At 58.7% G+C, this 18,824-nt stretch carries 17 protein-coding genes and 2 pseudogenes; 15 read left to right on the top strand and 4 right to left on the bottom strand.

What is annotated here, in order from left to right; genetic code table 11:
* Positions 1-34 precede the first annotated feature (34 nt).
* Complete coding sequence (locus AC1ECK_RS28360; RefSeq protein ID WP_480325123.1) at positions 35-802, top strand: response regulator transcription factor; 768 nt, start codon at positions 35-37, stop codon at positions 800-802.
* A 1,324-nt stretch (positions 803-2,126) separates the two neighbouring features.
* Here AC1ECK_RS28360 and AC1ECK_RS28355 read toward each other — a convergent pair.
* A pseudogene (locus AC1ECK_RS28355) lies at positions 2,127-2,240 on the bottom strand (IS3 family transposase); the annotation flags it as partial.
* A 167-nt stretch (positions 2,241-2,407) separates the two neighbouring features.
* On the opposite strand from AC1ECK_RS28355, the gene AC1ECK_RS28350 reads away from it, so the two are divergent.
* The 13 genes from AC1ECK_RS28350 to AC1ECK_RS28290 all read left to right on the top strand — a co-directional run bounded on the left by AC1ECK_RS28350 (position 2,408) and on the right by AC1ECK_RS28290 (position 15,295).
* Entirely contained in the window at positions 2,408-3,712 is a 1,305-nt protein-coding gene (locus AC1ECK_RS28350) for a glycosyltransferase family protein (protein WP_480325121.1), read from the top strand.
* Between the two features lie 289 nt (positions 3,713-4,001).
* Entirely contained in the window at positions 4,002-4,877 is an 876-nt protein-coding gene (locus tag AC1ECK_RS28345) for a LysR substrate-binding domain-containing protein (RefSeq protein WP_480325119.1), read from the top strand.
* Positions 4,878-5,020: 143 nt separating this feature from the next.
* Positions 5,021-5,776, top strand: coding sequence for a GntR family transcriptional regulator (locus tag AC1ECK_RS28340; protein ID WP_480325117.1), 756 nt, complete (start codon positions 5,021-5,023; stop codon positions 5,774-5,776).
* Between the two features lie 275 nt (positions 5,777-6,051).
* Positions 6,052-6,942: a substrate-binding domain-containing protein gene (locus AC1ECK_RS28335; RefSeq protein ID WP_480325115.1), complete on the top strand. Its 891-nt coding sequence runs from the start codon at positions 6,052-6,054 to the stop codon at positions 6,940-6,942.
* Positions 6,943-7,103: 161 nt separating this feature from the next.
* A complete protein-coding gene (locus AC1ECK_RS28330; protein ID WP_480325113.1) occupies positions 7,104-7,979 on the top strand; it encodes a tripartite tricarboxylate transporter substrate binding protein in 876 nt (291 codons plus the stop codon).
* 44 nt (positions 7,980-8,023) lie between these two features.
* Entirely contained in the window at positions 8,024-8,404 is a 381-nt protein-coding gene (locus AC1ECK_RS28325; RefSeq protein ID WP_266211981.1) for a VOC family protein, read from the top strand.
* 144 nt (positions 8,405-8,548) lie between these two features.
* On the top strand, positions 8,549-9,070 hold the full coding sequence (locus AC1ECK_RS28320) for a tripartite tricarboxylate transporter TctB family protein (protein WP_480325111.1): 522 nt from the start codon (positions 8,549-8,551) through the stop codon (positions 9,068-9,070).
* A 12-nt stretch (positions 9,071-9,082) separates the two neighbouring features.
* Positions 9,083-10,627, top strand: a complete 1,545-nt coding sequence (locus tag AC1ECK_RS28315; protein WP_480325109.1) for a tripartite tricarboxylate transporter permease — start codon at positions 9,083-9,085, stop codon at positions 10,625-10,627.
* 66 nt (positions 10,628-10,693) lie between these two features.
* On the top strand, positions 10,694-11,254 hold the full coding sequence (locus AC1ECK_RS28310) for a chromate transporter (protein WP_480325107.1): 561 nt from the start codon (positions 10,694-10,696) through the stop codon (positions 11,252-11,254).
* A gap of 1 nt (position 11,255) precedes the next feature.
* The gene (locus AC1ECK_RS28305) at positions 11,256-11,792 is read left to right on the top strand and encodes a chromate transporter (RefSeq protein ID WP_480325106.1); all 537 of its coding nucleotides are present in this window, start codon (positions 11,256-11,258) and stop codon (positions 11,790-11,792) included.
* A gap of 7 nt (positions 11,793-11,799) precedes the next feature.
* On the top strand, positions 11,800-12,447 hold the full coding sequence (locus AC1ECK_RS28300) for a glutathione S-transferase family protein (RefSeq protein ID WP_480325104.1): 648 nt from the start codon (positions 11,800-11,802) through the stop codon (positions 12,445-12,447).
* Positions 12,448-13,023: 576 nt separating this feature from the next.
* Positions 13,024-14,010: a YncE family protein gene (locus tag AC1ECK_RS28295; RefSeq protein WP_480325102.1), complete on the top strand. Its 987-nt coding sequence runs from the start codon at positions 13,024-13,026 to the stop codon at positions 14,008-14,010.
* A gap of 139 nt (positions 14,011-14,149) precedes the next feature.
* Entirely contained in the window at positions 14,150-15,295 is a 1,146-nt protein-coding gene (locus AC1ECK_RS28290) for a porin (protein WP_480325100.1), read from the top strand.
* Between the two features lie 26 nt (positions 15,296-15,321).
* On the opposite strand, the pseudogene AC1ECK_RS28285 reads toward AC1ECK_RS28290, so the two are convergent.
* Together AC1ECK_RS28285 and AC1ECK_RS28280 are read right to left on the bottom strand one after the other, a co-directional pair.
* A pseudogene (locus AC1ECK_RS28285) lies at positions 15,322-15,627 on the bottom strand (DDE-type integrase/transposase/recombinase); the annotation flags it as partial.
* A gap of 142 nt (positions 15,628-15,769) precedes the next feature.
* Positions 15,770-16,849, bottom strand: a complete 1,080-nt coding sequence (locus AC1ECK_RS28280; RefSeq protein ID WP_480325098.1) for a calcium:cation antiporter — start codon at positions 16,847-16,849, stop codon at positions 15,770-15,772.
* Between the two features lie 277 nt (positions 16,850-17,126).
* On the opposite strand from AC1ECK_RS28280, the gene AC1ECK_RS28275 reads away from it, so the two are divergent.
* Positions 17,127-18,281 carry an acyl-CoA dehydrogenase family protein gene (locus AC1ECK_RS28275; protein ID WP_480325096.1) on the top strand — a complete coding sequence of 385 codons (1,155 nt, stop codon included), beginning with the start codon at positions 17,127-17,129 and terminating at the stop codon, positions 18,279-18,281.
* Positions 18,282-18,400: 119 nt separating this feature from the next.
* Here AC1ECK_RS28275 and AC1ECK_RS28270 read toward each other — a convergent pair whose 3' ends face one another.
* Positions 18,401-18,757: a BON domain-containing protein gene (locus AC1ECK_RS28270; RefSeq protein WP_480325094.1), complete on the bottom strand. Its 357-nt coding sequence runs from the start codon at positions 18,755-18,757 to the stop codon at positions 18,401-18,403.
* Between the last annotated feature and the right edge of the window lie 67 nt (positions 18,758-18,824).

Genomic DNA, 18,824 nt, shown 5'->3' with positions numbered 1-18,824 from the left:
GCCGATTGGCTGACTCGAAAGGAGGGGGAAATACATGAACATTCTTCTGGTGGAGGACGATCCCGCGCAAGCGGCCGCTATTGACAGGGCCATGCAGCAATCTGGGCACCAATTAAGCAAGGTCGACCGTGGCGAGAGTGCTGTACGTTTTCTGAAAGCCAATGAAGTCGATCTCGTGGTGCTCGACTGGCAATTGCCAGGAATGACCGGGTTCGACGTGTTGCACTGGATACGTGGCAATCTGGGCGACGAACCGGCAGTGCTATTCCTTACGAGCCGGGTGTTGGAGGTCGACATTGTGCAAGCGCTCGAGGCGGGTGCCGACGAATACGTCGTCAAGCCGTTTCGGACGGCTGAGCTAGTTGCCCGAGTTGGCTCATTATTGCGTCGCGTCAGGCGCAATGAGAAGGCTGAAAATACGATGGCCGTTGGGCCGTATATTCTTGATACCGCACGGCGGAGTGTCTCTCTTGATGGCAAAACGGTTGAATTAACGGCCAAGGAATTTGATGTCGTTTCGTATCTCTTTGCCAACGTCGGGCGCGTGGTTTCCAGAGACCTTCTGGCGAAGCTCGCCTGGGGCCGTGAGTTGGACAGTACCTCTCGCACAGTCGATACACATATCTATCGGCTTCGCCGAAAGCTGTCCCTGCGCCCGGAGAACGGCGTGCGGCTCAGTACCGTCTATACCCACGGATACCGATTGGACGAGGTGGCCTTGACTAACGCGAAAATGGGATCGGCTCATCCTGAGTCGGAAGATCGCGTCATGCAGGACTCTCAGCTAATGCCGGCGGATTAGAGCGATTTCGGCCTTTTTGCCGGGTGAACGCAGGACTATTTTGAAAACTCTCCGGATACCTCAGTGATACGACGCTGCGACATGTGACTCATCCATTCGGGTGGGTTTTTATCGACAGTGTCTATTGCTTTCTGTGGTGCTACGGTGCCGAAAGCGCTGCGTGGGAGCGTAACGGGCACAGGTGGCTCGGCTCCAGTCATTACCGGTATCGTAGGCATGTGTTCAGATCCGGCGAGGCTGTGTGTGTGCAACCGGTATGAGCGCGCTGGCCCCACGAAACCCAACGTTTTTGGACCGGTCTGGCGATGTTTGTGCAGAATGGTAAGCCTGCCGTTGCCGACTCGCCGGTGTTCAACGGCTACGCCCCTGGTCTTCGTCATAACCTGCAAAGGCACAAATTCCGTCCCAAACGCCAAAGCGCGAGCCGTTGTACGTGATGGGGGCAATGCGCTTTCCGAAGCCGCATCCGCAAGGTCCATTCGTGGTTGCGGCGGGCGTAACAGGAAATGACCCAATACAATCCAGGCGCAGATTGCGGCGCCACCAATCAGGCAAACGTTCCCAGCGCGTACACCCCAATGCGCTGGCGAACTGCTAGACGTAAATTGGGTACCGGGCGAAACGTCCGATTTATGCGGCAACGAATCGGGTTCCTGTCGCGCAGGTGTAAGAGCGGTATCGTGCTCTTTATACAGTGGCTCCCAACAAAGTGTCTGGACGGCTGAGTATGGTGAGTCTCGCTCCGCGCGCAGGCTAACATTCGGCGATAGCGGTCTCCATGCATAGATGGACGCAGGACGACGGTGGAATGACCACGTCGACGACAAAACACCTCCGATTCGAGTAACGGGGACAATCGTCAACATCAGCTACTTATATAAAATCTTGAGGTTGCGAAAATATTAAAATAAATCATCGTAAAATGATATTGAATTTACGAATTTTCTTGCAAGGCGAATTTAAATTAATTTGATTTATTTTAATGTTCGCGTTGCCCTAAATATACCAACGTCCCAATGGTTCAATGTGAACATTTGACAAGCTCCCGAGATCGCTAGCAATACTTGATGCGATGGCTCTGACCTTGCCAGGCACTTCCAGGAGGAGTTCGTTCACTGATGTTAGCGTCCGGCCACGCTTGTACACTTCACTACTGGAGGAAAAACCGGGAGGCTACTTGGTTTTACACCCGAAGGCGTCGAGCACATCCAGGAATTTTGCATGTTCACAATTGTTGGCAACAGACGATCGAACCTGCTGTTACTGTTGATATTGGTTCCAGCATGGCCATCATTCCCACTGTACTTCGCCATAAAAAACACCCGTCTGCAATATAGCTCTTGATGTCGGGCCTGGCGACTTCGTGACTGCCGTATTCCTGTTCACCAATCCATTCAGTCTTCAGGCTCCTGAAGAAGCGCTCCACCACCGCGTTGTTCCCTAACAATGCGTCCGGGCTCTCCAGCTGCCACGCTCTTCAGACTTCCGATCCATACTGTGAACTCCAGCCTCGTCTCGTTCCACTCGATTCTCCTGGCCGGCCCATGTGATACGGTGCTCGACAATCATCGCGCGTATTGTGCACGGCATGGGTATTCGCACAGCGTGCACGCCATCAGCAGCCTTGGCAATAGCGATCGCACGCGCCTTCTGTACAAGTACAACCTGGCGAGAAAAATGGTGGTGGCCGCGCTAGCGGACACACTACTGGTCTTTGCGGACGAATCGGCGGTCGTGTATGAACCGCTAGCCGCGAACCGGGTGATCGGCAATGCGTCGTACTGGATCGCTCAATGTGCCTTCCATCGCCGCCCGGACGGCTGCCTTTTCATGCTGCGCGCGGGACCTGCGGCATTGCAATGGCTCGATGGCGTGCTCGACGTGCTACGCCGCCGGAGTAGCGATCGTGGCATAAGCCGCTGGGACCACTTTGAGCTGGACGGTATCCCGGCCACGCCGCACCACCAGCCGCTCGACGGCGCGCACTGGTCAAGCCTGCTCTTCACGCCATTCGGCCTGCACCTGCCCGAACTGTCAGCCTATGTGCTATCGCTCAATCCGACGGTACACGAGAATGCGCATGATGACCGGCTCACGAGCCGGTTCGTGCACTACCTCAACGCGGTCCAGGCACGTGCGGGTCGACTGTACGATGATATCGACCTGGCGCCGGTCGCTGGGCCATCGGTTGAGGTCGTCAATCCGGGCCGGCCGGTTGCGCTGATCACGAGCTACACGCCGAATATCGCGCTGTATGCGACCATCTCCGAGCGCAACGTTAACGCTTATTGCCTCCGCCATGGCTACACGCACTACGTCTATCGCGATATTCCGGCTCATCTGGACGGCCAGATGACGGGCAACTGGATAAAAGCAGCATTGTTGCTTCACCATTTCGATGTACACGAACAGGTGGCATGGATCGATGCAGATGTGCTGATTCATGCGCCCCAGCATCCCATCGACGAGATCACGCGCGGGCATCCGTTTACGCTGGTGCGTGACATCTCGGGGCATAGGTTCAACAGCGGCTTCATGGTGTTTCGCAACACGCCCGAATGTCGTTCATTTCTGGAGTGGGTTCAGGAGACCATTGATGCCGTGCCGGATAAACACAGCATCTACGCCTCGGGTGGCGACCAGACGGCATTTGTGTCGGTCTGGGAAGCCTCAGGCGGAGAGGCTGCGATACCACTGTCCGATTGCGTTTCGTCGAATTCACACCCGTCACTCTACGACGCAGACAGTTTCATGCTCCATTACATGGGCTACCCAGACCGCTTCCGGGCGGTGGTGATGCGAGCCGATGCGCATGACATCGACTTGCGTGCTGCTGCGCTGGACAACGCAGCTAGTCCGTGCCAACTATCGCTTTATTCCTCATCCCCTGACAAATTAAGCAAAAGCTGACAAAAAATAAACCTAAAGCTGAACGTCAGATCGGGGGGGCTGTCCGGTGTAGCAGGCGCTGAACGGAAGCTTCGTATAGGGAACTAATTAACCGTGGTATCACGAACTAATTGACTACGACACGAGACGACCCGGCGCCTGACACGCGGGCATGAGCGTTGTGCATGCAGCCGTGCAGCCAGCGAGGCCGCGAAGTTATTTTGATCGCTTATGCTAAATGCTTTCCGGGCGTGCGCAGTGGCTGCCGCGCGCCCCCTGCGATGCATTTTTCTGATACCTGGACGGCGCCATGCGACGACTTCCCCCGCTCAATGCGCTGCAGATCTTCGAGACCGTTGCCCGGCATCGCAGCTTTACGCGTGCCGCGGATCATCTGTGCCTTACCCAGGGCGCGGTCAGCCGGCAGATCCTGGCGCTCGAGGACTACTATAAATTTCCGCTCTTCAAGCGCCACGCGAAGGGGCTCACGCTCACGGCGGAAGGCGAGTTGTTATTGCCGGCGGTGAAGGAGAGCTTCGCGCGCATCGAAGAGATTTCGCTGCGCCTGACTCGTCAGCGCACCGATCTCGCCTTGAAAGTGCCGACCTGCGTGATGCGCTGGATGTTGCCGAAAATCATGCAGTTTCAGGCGGAATACCCTGATCTGCACGTGCAGATCACCACCACCTGGCAGCATGACGTCGACTTTCAGAGCGAACCGTTCGACGCTGCGATCATCTACGGTTCGTCGCCGGGTGTCGACGTGCAGGCCGTGCCGCTTTTCGAAGAACGCCTGACGCCGGTCTGCGCGCCGGAGCTGCTCGACAACAAGCCGCTCGAGAGCGTGGCGGATCTCGCGCATCACACCTTGCTGCATCCGACGCGCGACCATCGCGACTGGAGAATGTGGCTCGATTACGCCGAGGCTCGTGAGATCGACGCTGGTCATGGTCCAAGCTTCGATACGCTCGATCTCGCGACCAACGCCGCGCTCCAAGGGTTCGGCGTGGCGATCAGCGATCTCGCGCTGATCGACGAGGACGTGGCGGCCAGGCGCCTCGTGCGTCCCTTCGATGCGGTGTTGACGACCGGTTCGCGCTACTACTTCGTTTATCCGGACTGTGTTGCGCATCAGCAGAAGGTCAATCTGTTCCGCGAGTGGATCGCGGAGCATTGGACTGAGTGAGCGGGTGTCGTCGGCGACGAGGGTACCCGAGCCTGGACCCGCGGTGATGCCTCGTAGTAAACCGGAGGGATGGCTTTTTGGGTTGATTTGATCTGCGGATATCGATTGGATGGATTGAAAAAAGTAAAGTGTTGACATTTTGGATGTGGAAACCTAGACTGCATTTCATGGAAACCGATCACAACCCAACTACCGTTTCTCTTGCCGACTTCCGGGCAAACACGTTGACCGGCGTGGTTCAGCACGAGATTGAACGAATGATTCTGAGCGGTGAGCTCAAGCCGGGACAGCGGCTGAACGAGAAGGCTGTCGCGGACAAGCTCGCCGTGAGTCGCGGCCCAGTGCGGGAAGCGTGTCGTGCGCTGGCCGAACTCGGGCTCGTGTACCTGATCCCGCAACGTGGCGTATTCATCCAGCGGGTAACGCGCGACGACGCCATTGAGGTCTACGATCTGCGTGCGGGGCTTACCGCGTTGGCCGCATCCCTGCTGGCGCCGATCCTGACGAAGGAAATGGCAGATCAGCTCGACGCATATGTCGACGAGATGCAGGAAGCCGCGGAGAAAGGCGACTTCTCGCGCTTCGATCCATTGAATCTGGAATTCCACGACTACATCGTGCGTTCGACCGGTAATTCGCGGCTGGCCAAGCTCTATCGTGGCTTCGTCAAGGAGTTTCATCTGTTCCGCGTGCATGGGCTGGTTCAGCGCGGTGCGCTGCTGCAGTCCAACGAAGAGCATCGCGAGATCGTCAATGCCCTGAAGTCGGGGAATACGAGCCTTAGTTACGACACGAGTTTCAGCCACGTATCGAAGGGCAAGGAACGCATGCTCACGGCGCTGGACGGGATGGCGAAGGCAGGTGCGGATGGTCAGGAAGCCAGCAACAGGATCGCCTGACTGACGAAGCGAGGCGCTGCAAAGCGCTGCTGATTCCCAGTATTTAGCCTGCAAATTAACGAATGCTCAACCATGGCTTGAGCATAATCGAATTTGTTTGCACTGCTTATATTACGAGGTGCGAAGAAATATTTTTATCCGCTGCGCTCAGGTTTTAACGTCAACATACGGCAATTTTTCCTATGCTTGAACTATCGCTAGCTTGCCAAATTACCGATCGAACCCGCGCTCTACTTGACGGAAAGGTCGTTATCGAAGGTTGCAAGATCAATTTTGTGAGTGGTCCCGCAGAAGAGCTTTTTCAGCGCGCGTTTCGTCACGCCGAATTCGACATCTCGGAGTTGTCGCTTGGTACACATTTGCTGACCACGGCGCGCGGCGAAAGCCGCTATATCGGCGTGCCGGTGTTTCTCTCGAGATCGTTCCGTCATTCTGCTATCTACGTGCGCACGGATCGCAGCATCGATTCTCCGCAAGCCCTCAAGGGCTGCCGAATCGGTGTGCCCGACTTTCAGCAAACCGCCGGAATCTGGGTGCGCGGCATGCTGGGTGACGAATACGGTGTCGGTAGTCGCGACGTGCGCTGGGTCGTCGGTGGACTCGAGCAGGCGGGGCGCGAGGCGCGGGTGCCCTATAGCTTGCCGGACGATATCCGCATCGAGCCGATCGGAGCGGACCAGACGCTGTCCGGAATGCTCGATGCCGGCGACATTGATGCCGTAATCGCACCGAAGCCGCCTTCCTGCTTCGGTCGCAATGAGCGCGTACAGCGTCTCTTCCCCGACTTCAGGGAGGACGAGGAAGCATGGTTTAGCAAGACAGGCCTCTTTCCACCCATGCACCTGCTCGGCATCCGCCGTGCGCTGGTCGAGCAGCACCCGTGGCTGCCGGTCAACGTATACGCGGCGTTCAGGAGGTCACGGGACCTGGCGTTGGCTCAACTCGCCGTCACCGACACGTTGCGCGTCATGCATCCGTGGATCACCTCCGAATTCGAGCGTGTGAAATCGGTGATGGGTAACGACTACTGGCGCTACGGTGTGAAGGAAAACCGCCTCGATCTCGACACGTTGCAGCGGTACGCGCGAAGCGACGGCCTGATTCGAGAGGAGGTGCCGATGGAGCGGCTTTTCGCTACCAGTACGTTTGACGCATTCAATTTCTAAACGACTACAGAGCGTCAAAAAAACCAGGAGACGATGTGATGAGAAGGAGACTTGGAAGAACTAGCGTCATGTGGGGAGTTTGCGCTGCGCTGATCTCAACATATGCCGCGTACGCCCACGCGGCCGACGCGTGGCAACCGCATCGGCCGATTGAGATTGTCGTGCCGAGCGCGCCAGGCGGCGGACTCGATCTCGTTGCCCGCACGCTGCAGAGCGTCATTCAGCAGGAAAATCTGTCGAGCAAGCCGGTAACCATCATGAACCGGCCGGGTGGCGGCGGCACGGTCAGCATCGCTTATATCAATTCACACGAAGGCGACGGCCATTACGTCACCGTCCAGGCGCTGCCCCTGATCACGAACCGCATCACCGGACTGAGTACCGTGGGCATCGACGACGTCACGCCGCTGGCCGTGTTAGTCACGGAGCAGGTGGTGTTCTCTGCGCCGGGCGATTCGCCGATCAAGTCAGGTGCGGATCTGATCCAGATGCTAAAGAAGGATGCCTCGTCTGTCACGATGGGTGTGTCGAGTTCGCCGGGTGGCCAGAGCCACGATGCGGCGGCGCTGGTGGTCAAGAGCGTAGGTCAGGATCCGAAGAAGATCAAAGTGGTGTTCTTCGACTCGGGGGGAGAGGCAATGACCGCGCTGATGGGCGGGCATGTCACCGTCGCCGCGACACCGGCTGGCGTCGTGCTCGGGCCGAGCCAGGCCGGCCGCGTGCGCCTGATCGCCATTTCCGGCGGCAAACGCGAAGACGGCGCGCTGGCGACGGTGCCCACCTGGAAGGAGCAGGGCGCCAACGTCGACTTCACGACGTGGCGCGTGCTGGTCGGCCCGAAGAACATGACGCCCGCAGAGATCGCCTGGTGGGACAACGTCTTGCAGAAAGCGACCGCGTCGCCGCTATGGGCGCTGGCCGTCAAGAGAAATCTATGGACTGCAGATTATCAAGGAAGCGCGCAGACACGTGCTTTTCTTAATGGCGAGCGTGATCGCCTTAGCCCGTTGCTGACCGATCTCGGTCTCGCCAAATAACGCACTTTCTTTAACCCGTAGCACCTACCGACATGGAGAGCCATATGTCACGCATCGTTCACCTCGCAGTCAAGGTCGATGACCTCGAGGCGGCCACACGTTTTTACACGGAAGTGTTCGGCTTCACGGAAGTGAAGACCGGGCGTAACCGCGAACATATCTCGCGCCACATGACCGATGGCCACATCGACTTTACATTGATGAAGTACGACAGCGAAGATTCCCATGAAGCGCAGCTGGCCGGCGCCGGTCCGCGCCTGCATCACTGGGGCGTTACGGTCGACGACCAGGAAGCCGCTGCTGAGCGGATCAAGCAATACGGCGGCGAGATCCTGTCCGCGAAGGGCGAGGGTGCGCTCAAGTTCCGCGCGCCGGACGGCACGATCGCGGAAGTCGTGAAGCCTGGGCGCTACAACGAAAAATGATGTGCCGGACATAAGGCGCAAGTGGTACAGGTAGCATGTGGCAGAGGAAAAGTAATCCGCATCGGCTTGCGCGACCTCGCTAGCGATACGACCCGGTTGCGGCCGCTGTTCTGGCGGTCGTCCCGGGATCGAACTGGAGGAGACATGAAAAGCATCAAGGGCGACGTGTGGCTCGCATTCTGCGTGATCGCGCTGGCCGCCGTCTATCTATACATGGACATGCTATTGCCGGAAGTCAGACTGAGCGACCCGCTCGGCCCGAAGGCGTTTCCGGCACTCGTCGGCGTGGGGTTGATCGCGTCGGCACTGGTGTTGCTGCTTGAAGGGCGTAGCAGGGACCGCTCCCACGCACATATCGATACGCCTGCAAAACCGGCCACAGGACCGGTCGCCGAAGTGCCTCATGCGGATGGGGCGCATGAATCGAAGGGTCATCCGCTCATACTGATCGCGATGGTCGCATGGACGGCGCTCTACTACCTGGCTTTCGAGCGTGCCGGATATCTGTTTGCCACTACGATCTTCCTGTTCGGCCTGCTCCTCTATTTCAACCGCAACCGCCTCAAGACGAATCTCGCGATCGCGCTGGGTGTCACGGTGTTTTTCGATCTGCTGTTCTCTCAGCTTCTCGGTGTTCCGATGCCGACGGGCTTCCTCCCCTTCTGAGGCGCTCGCATCATGGATAGTCTGCATGGCATTCTGCATGGACTCGCGGTCGCCGCGACTCCAATGCATCTTCTCTATACGCTCATCGGCGTGTTCATCGGTACGATGATCAGCCATCTGCCGGGCATCGGCCCGTCGGCCGGCATCGCGCTGCTGATTCCGGTTACCTTCGGCATGGACCCGACCTCCGCGCTAATGATGCTCACAGGCATCTACTACGGCTGCATGTATGGCGGCGCGGTCACGGCCATTCTGTTAAACACGCCCGGCGACGCTGCGGCGATGATGACCGTGCTCGACGGCTATCCGCTCGCGAGAAAGGGCCGTGCGGCCGCGACGCTGGCGATTGCGGCGGTCAGCTCGTTCATTGCTGGGATGATGGGCGTGACCGCGCTTTCGTTCGTTGCCGCGCCGCTCGCGGCTGTCGCGTTGCATTTTGGTCCTGCGGAGTACTTCGCGTTAATCTGTTTTGCACTCTCGACCGTTGGCGCGCTGACCGGCGATTCATTAGCCAAGGGCATGATGGCCGTGTTCATGGGCCTCGGCCTGGCGACGGTCGGCATCGATCTGCAAAGCGGCGTACCGCGCTTCACGCTCGGTTTGACACAGTTGCAGGACCGCGTGAATTTCCTGGTCGTGGTGGTGGGTCTGTTTGCGATCTCCGAGGTGAGCCGGATGGTCGAAGGTACGCTTGGCGGCACGATGCACACGGTGCGCGTAGAGGGCAAGCTGTGGTTCACTCGCCATGAGTGGCGCCGTGCTCGTCCGGCAATCTTCCGCGGCTCGATCGTCGGTTTCATCTGCGGCGCGGCGCCCGGCCTCGGCGGCACGCTTGCGGCGATGCTCTCGTATGTGCTGGAGAAGAAAATCTCGAAGCATCCGGAGGAGTTTGGTCACGGTGCGATCGAAGGCGTTGCCGCGCCGGAAGCGGCGACCAATGCGGATACCTGTGGTGCGTTCGTACATCTGCTGGCGCTCGGCGTTCCCGGCTCCGGCGCGACCGCCGTGATCATGGGCGCGTTCATCATGTACGGTATCCAGCCAGGGCCGATGTTGTTTCATACACAACCGGATCTTGTGTGGGGGCTGATCGCGAGCATGTATATCGGCAACATCATGCTGCTAGTGCTAAATTTGCCGCTCGTCGGAATCCTGTCGCGCATTCTGTACGTGCCTCCCGGTGTGCTTCTGTGTGTGATTCTCGTGATCGCGTCGGCAGGGGTTTACTCGTTCAATACTGACGTGTTCGACCTGTTCCTCGCACTCTTTTTCGGCATCGTCGGTTATGTGTTCCGCAAGTTCGACATTCCGAAGGCGCCGTTGCTGTTCGGCCTGATCCTGGGTCACACGCTCGAACAGTCGTTCCGTCAGGCGCTGACGATTTCGAGTGGCGATCCGAGCGCATTCGTACGCAGTCCTATCGCGGCCGGCTTGCTTGGTTGCGCGGCAGTCAGCGTGATCGCATCGATCTGGAGCCGCCGTAAACGGTCGACAAAGCTGCTGCACGAAGCCGAGGAGCAGATCGCGGAGCATCGGCTCGTCAACGAGCGGCATTGAACGGGCCGCCAGGCGTTCTGCGCACCTGGCGAGCGTCCAGATCCCGGACAACAAAGGTAGACCGACATGCAAACGGTGGTGAGGCGTGATGCAACCGATGTCTCGTTGCTGCAGATCCTGCGGCTGTTTGCGCGTGTTGGCCTGACGAGCTTCGGCGGCGGCCTGTCTGCCTGGATCTATCGCGAGGTCGTCACACGGCGCGGCTGGATGAAAGAGGATGAGTTTCTCGGCGCACTCACGCTCGGGCAGATCCTGCCCGGTTCCAACGTGGTCAATCTGTCGATCTACGTGGGCTACCGGATGAAAGGCGCAATCGGCAGCGTGGTGGCGGTCGCCTCGTTGCTCGTGCCGCCGATGGTTGTAATCGTGCTGCTCGCGACGGTATTCCACGAGTTTGCACAGCTTGCGTGGCTGCATCGATTTCTTGAAGGTGTCGCCGCTGCCGCGGTAGGTATGACCGCGTCGGTGGGTTTTCGCACGGCGCGTGCGTTGCTTGCGGACCAGCGCTGGCCGCTGCTGCTGATCCTGGCTGTGTTCCTCGCGGTCGGTGTCCTGCGCTGGCCACTCGTGCCGGTCGCGATCGTCGCCGGCGTAGTCGGCCTGGTCATTGCTTCGAGGGGCGGTTAGCATGCGCGACAACCTGTATCTGCAAATGATTGTCGTGTTTGTGCCGCTTTCGCTGCTGTCGCTTGGCGGCGGCCAGAGTATCGTCGCCGACATCGACCAGCAAGCCGTGACGATTCACGGCTGGGTGACGCAGGCCGAGTTCGTCGATCTGTTTGCCATCTCGAGGGCAGCACCCGGGCCTGGTGCGCTGCTGACTACGCTGATCGGCTGGAAAGCGTCTGGCTGGCTTGGCGCAATCGTCGCCTCGCTGGCGCTCTTCGTCCCGTCGTCGGTACTTGCGTACGGCGCGACGCTTGCGTGGACGCGGCACGATCAGCACCCGTGGCATCGGACGGCCGAGCGCGGACTTGCACCTGTCGCAACCGGGCTGATTCTGGCGAGCGCTTTCTCGGTGCTGCGTTCGTCGTCCGCGACGTGGATGGTTTGGGGCCTCGCAGTCATCGCGCTGGTGGTGTTCGTGGCGCGGCCCAGGATGAATCCGCTCGCCGTGCTCTTTGCGGCTGGGCTTGTGCATGCCGGTCTCGGCGCGATGTTTTGAGCGGGGAATGTCCATGGAACTCTACGGTAGACGTAGTTCGATCAATGTCCAGAAAGTGCTCTGGTGCCTTGCCGAACTCGGTTTGATTGAAGGACGCGACTTTCAACGCATTGACGCCGGTCTGCAGTTCGGCGTGGTGAACACGCCGGAGTTCCTTGCGCTGAATCCGAACGGCCTCGTGCCTACACTCGTCGACGGTGACGTTGTGTTGTGGGAGTCGAACACGATCGTGCGCTATCTCGCGTCATTACGAGGGGAGGGTGCATTGTTGCCGGTCAATCCAGCGGCGCGTGCCGAAGTCGAGCGCTGGATGGACTGGCAACTAGGGACGCTGTGGGCGACGTTGCGGGTCGCGTTTCTGGGTCTCACGCGAGTGCCGGAAGCTGAGCGCAATTACGACGCGATCAAGACCTCGCATCGGGAAGCTGCTCGTCTGCTTCGGATTGCGGATGACGCGCTGTGCAACCGGCACTTTCTCGCGCAGCGGCGTTTTACGGTCGCGGATATAGGCGTCGCGCTGGCTGCGGTGCGCTGGTTCGACCTGGCGGAGCAGTTCGCCGATGTTTTCGAGGCCTACCCTGAACTGCCGTTCTTGAAGGACTGGCTAGGAAGAGTGACCGATCGTCCGGCATATCGTGTGGCCGTGGGGCGATGACGATGGACTGATGCGGTATTGCCGCGGCATAGCTGGGCGTCAGCCATTCGCCCGTCGTCAGCGCCGGCAGAGATGAGCTTGAAACGGTCAAACTGTAGGAAAGTAAAGTGTTGACATTACGCATTCGACAACCTAGACTGATTTCACGGACTTCAATTGAGAGTCGGCTTGCCTTTCCGCATCTGAATGCCGGGCGCCTGTCTTCCTGGCGAACGAAAGGGCCAGCGCCACTTGAGACGTATGTCGACGCAATTCACGAGGACGTAGAAAAAGACAAGGCCTCGCACGTCGATCCGTTGATCTTTGAGTCTGCGACGACCCATGCGCCCGGCAGGTAACGCGTGACTAAGCAATACGGTCAAAGAGTTTTGCTTGCAGGCTCGCGTGGAGCGAGGCACGCGCACGGCCGATAGCTACGCCGGGCACTGACGGTAAATCTGCAATGCCGGCTCATCAGGAAAATAGAAAGGTCTGACTAATAAAAATAGGCATCCTAATCATAAGAGAATTCCGGACTCGAACAATCCGGTGTTAGTCAGTAACGCTACTTAAGATGGAAAACAAACAGGAGACATCATGCATCGTATTTCGAAGCTTGCGGTTCTTGTAGTCGTAGGAGTGGTTGCGTTGACCAGTGCTTCCTGGGCCAACGCCCAATCCCGCTACAAGCTCGTCAAGACGATAGATTTGCCAGGAAATGGGGGGCATGGCGATTGGGTCACTTTCGATTCCCAGACTCATACCGCCTGGATTGTGCAGTCGCCCGAACACAATGTCGTGGTCATCGATGCGGACAAGCTTGCCGTCAAGGCAGTGATCGGGGGCATCGAGGATGGCAACGGTATCGCCGTCGGTGAAAAGTACGCGTTCGTTGCCGATGCCACCGCCAATAAACTGGTGGTCATCGACAAAAACTCCTTTAAGCAGATAGCGAGCGTCGACACCGGGGGGCAAAAATCCGATGGCGTGACGATAGACTCGCAAAGCGGCAATGTTTTTGTTGCAAACGACGAGAGCAACACTGAAACGGTATTCGAGGGCGAGGCCCCATTCAAGCGCATCGGCAGCATTGCGCTGCGTCCCCATCCCGCCAAAGATGGTCCGGACGTCAACCTCTACGTGCCGGGCTTAGACCGTATCTACCAACCGGTGGACAATGTTGTCGACGTGATTGATCCGAACTCCAACCAGGTGGTTGCGGTGTGGGATTTCAATCTCAAGAAAGCGGCTAAGCCCATGGTGTACGACAGCCAGGATCGGCATCTGATTATCGGCAGCCGCGATAAGAAGATACTGATCGTCGACCCTGACGGCACGCTAATCTCCAGCATTCCTTTCGAGGGCGGCGATATCGATGAAATTGCTGTAGACGTGGTGGCCCGCAGGGTCTTTGTCGGCGACAAGACTGGAAGCGCCGAGGTGGTCGACCTCGACACGAAGCAGGTGGTCGATCATCTGAAAACCGAAAAGAACTCGCACACATTGTCCGTCGATCCGGCCACTCATCGTATTTTTGTTTACTTCGATACCAGCAACAAGGTTGGTGTATTCGAACCCGTTTGAGCAGATTTTTTAGTTGAGCTGCAGTGACTTTTCAATCCGTTAGGGTAACAACGCGGATGTCATGAGTTGATAGCAATGCGCCATTGTTTGCACCTTTCCGCTCTGTAATTAGTATAACTATATAATATGGAGATATTAAATGAAGAAGTCAGTCATTTATGGAGTTACCTTGGGGACGCTGGTCGTTGCGTCTTCTGCCCGAGCGCAAAGCACCATCACGCTTTACGGCGAGATCGATAACGCGATTGCCTACTACAACAATGTTGGGCATGCCTCCGTCGTCCAGATGCAGGGTGCCGACCTGACAGCTAACGAGTGGGGCCTGAAGGGCACGGAGGATCTGGGCAATCGTTTTCAGGCAATTTTCAACATCGAGAACGGGTTTAACATTAATTCGGGTAAGTTAAGCCAGGGCGGCCGCCTGTTCGGGAAAAATGCATGGGTTGGACTCAATAGCGAGGTCTTCGGGAAGATCACGATGGGTCGTCAGTTGGACACCACCGTCGATCTGGTTCAACCGCTGACTGCCGATGGTTACGGACCCGCGTTCACCACGCCGGGCGACGCCGACAACAACGATAATACGTTTCGCCTGCAAAATGCCATCAAGTACACAAGTCCGACTTATGCTGGCCTGCAGTTTGAGCTGATGTACGGCTTGGGCGGCGTAGCTGGGAATGCATCATCACAGGAGTCTTCATCGGCTGCGATCGCCTACGCCCGTGGTGCGTTCAGCGCGGCGGCCGGATATGTATTTGCAAAGAATGACGGTGCCGGCGGTGTCGGTACGGCGGACCAGACTCAGAACAGTTCGGTAACGCCGTTATTTGGCGCCGACCCGTTTGTGGGTTCGCGTCTGATAACCCACGTCGCCGTCCAGTATGTCTGGCACAAACTGACTGCTAACGTGCGCTATAGCAACGCGCAGTGGAAACCCTACGCGAGCTTTGCTGCTTTTAACCAGAAAGAAACCTTCAATACTGGTGCAGCCTCTCTTGATTACCAGATGACGCCTGCAGTCGCGTTAAACATCGGATACACCTACACGAAGTCAAGCGGCGGTTCATCGGCAACTTACAATAACGTGGCCGCGGGAATGGAATACAGTCTATCCAAGCGCACTACGCTCTATGCAATCGGTGCCTACTCACACGCTCACGGAACCACCTTCAGCCAGGATGGTAACCACATTGTATCGGCGGGTGGGACGGTGGGGGATCTGGAATCAAGTTCGAGCACACCCAATCAGGTTGCTCTAATATTCGGGCTGACAACCAGGTTCTGAGGCTTTGTCAGGTTGGCGGGTGCGGCTACGCGCGTAACCGCTTTGACGAAAACGCGCTTTACATGAGCGAGCTCGGGGATGTCGGCCTTCGCCGCGGCATAGCTGCGCAGCCGGTCGGTAACGATTTTGCGCGGCACCGGGTTTGAACGCAGCACACTTCGGAAGAAGCGCTTTGCCGTAGCCTTGTCGCGCCGCTTTTGCACCAGCACGCCTAGTTCGACACCACGCTTGCCGACCGCTCGCCACAAGCGATACGGTTCCCCGCGCAGCGTCGCGAACATCTCATCCGGATGCCATGCGCTGCCCGGTTTGTGTTGCGCCGCTTTGGCGCGCAGTTGATGACGATGGGAGGGAAGCGGTGACCGTGATAAGGCGATTTCGTTTTCTTCATCGCTTCATTCCACCGCCGTCTCCAAATCAACCTGATAGAGCCGTCGTCAGCCACCTTGCCCGCCCACTCATCGATTCAATCACTCAAGGGGCGAACGAGAGGAACAGATACGCGGCAAACAGCGATAGGTGCACGGTGCCTTGCAGGATAGTCGTGCGTCCGGTGCTGAGCGTGAGGGTGCCGACCAGCAGCGTGAGGATCAGCATGACGGTTTCCTTGCCGTCGATGCCGAGCACCAGCGGCTGGCCAGTCCACAGGAACACCGCCGCGACCGTTGGAATGGTCAAGCCGATACTGGCGAGCGCCGAGCCGAGCGCGAGATTCAAGCTGTTCTGCAGGCGGTCGGCGCGCGCGGCACGCACGGCGGCCAGCCCCTCGGGCAACAGCACGAGCGCGGCGATCACGATTCCGACCACAGCGGGCGGCGCGCCGATGTTCTTCACCGCCGTTTCGACCGTCGGCGACAGCAGCTTCGCGAGCAACACCACGGCCACCAGACACACCAGCAAGAGCACGCCGCTGAGCAGCGCCTGAGCGACGCTGGGCGGCTCGGCGTGCACGCTTTCATCGGGCGTCGCGGCGAGAAAATAGTCGCGATGCCGCACGGTCTGCACGAACACGAACACACCATATAGCACCAGCGACGACCCGCCCGCAAACGCCAGTTGCGACGACGACAGCAGCGGACCCACCCGGGTGGTGGTGAAATTCGGCATCACCAGCGTCAACACCGAGAGCGATGCCAGTACCGCCAGCGTGGCGGCCGCACCGCGCGCCTGGAAGTCCTGTTCGCGGTGACGGATGCCGCCCACCAGCAAACAGATGCCGACGATGCCGTTGCACACGATCATCACCGCGGCGAACACCGTATCGCGTGCGAGACCCGCTTTCTCGGGGCCGGACGTGAGCATCACCGAGACGATCAGCGCGACTTCGATGACCGTCACCGCAACCGCCAGCACCAGCGTGCCGAACGGCTCGCCGACCCGGTGCGCCACCACTTCCGCGTGATGTACGGCGGCGAATACGGCGCCGGCGAGCGCCACGCCGACTAACGCCAGCAGCAAGCCGTAGCCCGGCAGCGCATACGCGGCGCCCAGAATCAGCCAGGCGGCGATGGGCACGGCAATGGTCCAGCGAGGCAGCACAGTCGATGTCGTCATGCGGTTGTTCCTTGTTCGAGGCTTGGGATCTTGCTTGTTGTCTTGCTTGGGGTATTGCTAGATGAGGCGAGTTGAGGCGGGCCGGCCCTGATCCGTGCGCCGCATGCAGACCCGGTAAAAGGGCATGCCGGTTCCAGCCGTGGTGCTGACGCACGTTAATACAGATTGAAACAAGAGGTGAGACACAACCTGAAGCAATGAATCAGGAAAACGCGCTAGTACATTAAACTATAACGAATATGTATAGATAGCGAATGCAAGTTTTCAAGGAGACGTTGTGATTCGAAGCCAGGAAACCCTGAATCTGTTGCTCGACAGCATTATCCGTTTCGTGCGTGAACGTCTGGTGCCGAATGAGGAAATCGTCGCCGAAACCGATCAGATTCCCGCAGCGCTGCTGCAGGAAATGAAGGACCTGGGCCTGTTCGGTTTATGTCTTCCCGAAGAATACGGTGGCCTCGGCCTGACCATGGAAGAAGAAGTACTGGCCGCGATGGAACTCGGCAAGACCTCGCCGGCATTTCGTTCGGCGATCGGCAGCAACAACGGCATCGGCTCGACCGGCATCGTCATCGACGGCACGCCGGCGCAGAAGGAGAAGTATCTGCCGCGGCTCGCCTCCGGTGAACTGATCGGCTCGTTTTGCCTCACCGAGCCGGAGGCCGGTTCGGATGCGGCATCGCTCAGAACCACGGCCGTGCGCGACGGCGATCACTACGTGCTGAACGGCACCAAGCGCTTCATCACCAACGCGCCCGAGGCCGGACTCTTTACGGTCATGGCGCGCACCGATCCCACGGCGAAGGGTGCCGGTGCGATCTCCGCGTTCGTGGTCGAAGCCGGCACGCCGGGGCTGTCGCTCGGCAAGACCGATCGCAAGATGGGCCAGAAGGGCGCCCATACCTGCGACGTGATCTTCGACAACTGCCGCGTGCCGGTGGCGAACCTGATCGGCGAGAAAGAAGGCGTTGGCTTCAAGACCGCCATGAAGGTGCTCGACAAAGGCCGTCTGCATATTGCCGCGGTGGCGACGGGCGCTGCCGAACGCATGCTTGCCGACGCACTGCGCTATGCAATGGAGCGCAAGCAGTTCGGCAAGTCGATCGTCGAATTCGAATTGATCCAGGCGATGCTGGCCGACAGCCAGGCGGAAATCTACGCCTCGCGTTGCATGATCCTCGATGCGGCGCGCCGTCGCGATGCCGGTGAGCGGGTCACGAGCGAATCGTCATGCGCGAAGATGTTTGCGACGGAAATGTGCGGACGGGTGGCCGATCGCGCCGTGCAGATTTTCGGTGGCGCCGGGTATATGAGCGAGTACGGGATCGAGCGGTTCTACCGCGACGTGCGTCTGTTCCGCATTTACGAAGGCACGACGCAGATCCAGCAGATTGTGATTGCGCGTGAGATGCAGCGCAGTTTCGAGGGTTGAAAAAGCCTGACGAACTGGCTTGACGACTTAAGCGGGCACAACCCCGAACGATCCAGGATTGTGCCCGTTGTGATGCGTTGCGTATTGAAGTTGGACCTTGAACCTTGCTATTGGCCCGCTTACTGGCCGATCGGGCGGATCGTCAATGCGTTCTTCACCGACGTCACACCCGCCACGCCTTGAGCCGCTTGCGTAGCCAGATCGACTTGCGGTTGCTCAGGCACCGAACCTTCCAACGTCACGGCGCCGCTGCGTGCACGAACCGTGATGTTGGTCACGCTCAGGCCCTTCGTCCTGGACAGTGCCTTACGCACGCTGCGTTGCAGAGCGCGGTTAGAGGCCTTGGTCGCCTTTGCGCTCGGGGCTGCCATCGTGCCCGATGCCGCCATTGCATCGCTGCTTTGAGCATAAGCGTTGAGGGATGCCACGACGATGAGCGCGCCACCGATAACCTTGATTGCCTGGAATGCTTTCATTCAAATTTCTCCTGTCGTCATGATTCATCACGGCTCCGGACGGAGACCGCAGGATTGCACCAACGGG

The sequence above is a fragment of the Paraburkholderia sp. SSBN10T genome (assembly GCF_056619545.1).
This window is presented reverse-complemented; position numbering and strand designations above follow the sequence as displayed.